3 protein-coding genes are annotated in these 2,482 nt (G+C 66.6%); 1 reads left to right on the top strand and 2 read right to left on the bottom strand.

The window, feature by feature from the left end; translation table 11 throughout:
• Window positions 1-164: 164 nt before the first annotated feature.
• Window positions 165-1,301 carry a sulfite oxidase gene (locus tag VFJ08_RS00945; protein WP_324994210.1) on the bottom strand — a complete coding sequence of 379 codons (1,137 nt, stop codon included), beginning with the start codon at window positions 1,299-1,301 and terminating at the stop codon, window positions 165-167.
• Between the two features lie 40 nt (window positions 1,302-1,341).
• On the opposite strand from VFJ08_RS00945, the gene VFJ08_RS00940 reads away from it, so the two are divergent.
• Entirely contained in the window at window positions 1,342-1,812 is a 471-nt protein-coding gene (locus VFJ08_RS00940) for a GbsR/MarR family transcriptional regulator (RefSeq protein ID WP_324994208.1), read from the top strand.
• A 22-nt stretch (window positions 1,813-1,834) separates the two neighbouring features.
• Here the strand turns inward: VFJ08_RS00940 and VFJ08_RS00935 are convergent.
• The coding region (locus VFJ08_RS00935) for a TetR/AcrR family transcriptional regulator (protein ID WP_324994206.1) at window positions 1,835-2,482 on the bottom strand (648 nt) is incomplete at its 5' end.

Here is a 2,482-nt window from a genome sequence, read left to right as displayed (position 1 = left end):
CATCAAAATAGATGAACGACCATCGGCTTAATAAAGCGGACCGCGCAAGCGGGCCGCCGCGGCGTCAAGCCGCGAAGCCTTGTCAAATCCAGGCCGGACATGCGCCGGCCTGGATTTGGCGAGGCGTTGAAAACAGCCGATCTTTCGGCTGTTTTGTTGCCACATTAATAGCCCGCCACGCGCAGCGGATGCGCGACCACGGCATTGAACAGCACGCCGTGATCGTTCCACTCGACCTCGTCCGGCTGAACCTGGCCATGCTCGTCGACGGCGCGTACGCGCAGCGTATGGTTGCCGGGCGTCGCGTTCCAGATGAACGACCAGCATACCCAGGCCGCCGCGATATTCGGCGTGCCGAGTTCGGCTTCGCGCCAGGGGCCGTGGTCGACGGCGTACTGCACGCGCGCCACGCGCGCCTCGCCGGAAAACGCCCGGCCGCGGATCACCCGACGGCCGGCGGCTAGATGCGCCGGCCAATCCAGCTCGGCCACGCTCATCACCGGCATCACGCTCACCGGCACGCCGTCGGCCGGCGGCCGTTCCGGCCAGCTCGGGCCGGCCAGGGTGTACTCGGTCTTGTTCCAATGCGTGTGCAGCGCCCGGCAGGCCACTTCGATGCGCCCGAGCCATTTCACGCTGGCCGCGCCCAGCCAGCCGGACACGATCAGGCGTGCCGGGAAGCCGTGGTCGGACGGCAGGGGTTCGCCGTTCATGGCCAGCGCGATCAGCGTGTCGTCGGCCAGCGCTTTGTCGATCGGAAGCGGCCGGGCGTAGCGAACGTCGTCCAGGCCTTCGGGCAGAATATCCACGGCGGCGTCGCGCACGCCGGCCAGGGCGAGCACGTCGCGCAGGCGCACGCCGGACCATTCGGCGACGCCGATGGCGCCGGTCCGCCATTGGGCGCCGCCGGCCTGATGGCCGAAGCGCGATTTGAAGAAGCTGCGGGCATTGCCCGCGCATTCGACGGCGCGTACGAGGCTAACCCGGGGCAGAGCGCAAAGCGCGTCGTAATCGAGCGTGGCCGGCTGTTTTAGACCGTCGCCTTCGAGTTCGAGCCGCCAGCTATCGCGCTCGATGCGCGGCGTCGCGCCGTGGTTGCGCACGTAGAAGCGGTCGATCGGTGTGAGATAACCGACCAACCGGCTCAGCCGGGTCTCGACATTCGCGCGTTCGCCGTTTTCGGGCGCGCTGAACAGGGTGTCCGGCGTCGGTTTGACCAGCTCGGGGCAGAGCGGCATGAAGGCCTCGCCGTAGCGCAATTCGTAGCTTCGAGTAAGCGCGGCGCGCGGTGTGATTGTCAAACGATTGACGCCCCGACGGCCGGTCCATAATCTTGGCCAAATGTCTGATGACGAACGCGCAATCTCGGCATTTATCGAGCGCATGGGCCTGGCTGCCCAAGGCGACGGGCTGCCGCGGATCGCCGGCCGGATTATCGGCTATTTCATCATCCACGGCGGACCGACTAGCCTATCGGCGCTGGCCCGCGAACTCCGGGTTTCGCGCGCCAGCATTTCCACCAACGCCCGGATGCTGCGCGATCTGGGCGTACTCGATGCCACCGCCGTGCCCGGCGACCGTCAGGATTACTACCAACTTGCGCCGCGCCATTACCTGCGCGTGATGGAGGGTTATCTTGAGCGCATGGGCGTGCTCGGCGAATCGCTGTCCACCGCGCAGGACGAGATCGACGACGCCAACCGGGGCGCCCAGATGCGCTTGGCCGATATGCACCGTTTCGTCACCGCCGCCCGCGCCCAGACGCGCTCGCTGATCGACAACCTGCGCGCCGATTCGGCCAACGACGATTGATGAAGATGCGCTTCAGGGGGCCTTAATTCTCCGCCGCCGGCGTGTCCCCGGGCCGGTCGGTGGCTTCGTAGTGCTGGGCGCCGAAGATCATCGCGCGGAACATGATCTTGGCCTCGCGCGCCATTTCGGCCGCGCTCAGACCGGTATCCTCGGTCAGCCATTCGGCGACCAGTTCATTGAACATGCCCACGAGCGCGACCGCCGGCAGGCGATAGTCGCGTTCCGGCAGAACGCCCGATTCGGCCATCAGCGCGGCATAGCGTCGGATAATATCGGCCAGTGCATGGGTGGTGCCGCGGCGCTTTTTTTCCATCGCCTCCGACACGCCTACCGCCTCGATGCAGATAATCCGGCCGCGACGCGGATCGATCAGCAGGAAATGCACCGCCGATTCGATGGTGTCGGCGACCCGCTGCGTGAGCGAAGCGCCCCGCGTGGTCAGCGCGGCCCGGATAAGGCCCTCCATTTCCTGCACCAGTGCATCGTAAACGGCGTGCAGGATCGACTCGCGCCCGCCGAATTGTTCGTAGAAATGCCGGGTCGAGACCTTGGCCTGGCTGCATACGGCCTCGATCGGCGTGGCGGCGTAACCGCGTTCGCCGAACAGCGCGGTGCCGGCGGCGATCAGCCGCTGGTGGCGCTGGCGACGCAGTTCTTCGGCGGAAAGCCC

Source organism: Salinisphaera sp., from assembly GCF_035690525.1.
Classification (GTDB): domain Bacteria; phylum Pseudomonadota; class Gammaproteobacteria; order Nevskiales; family Salinisphaeraceae; genus Salinisphaera.
The sequence above is the reverse complement of the archived record's forward strand: the minus strand, read 5'-3'. Positions and strand labels throughout refer to the sequence as shown.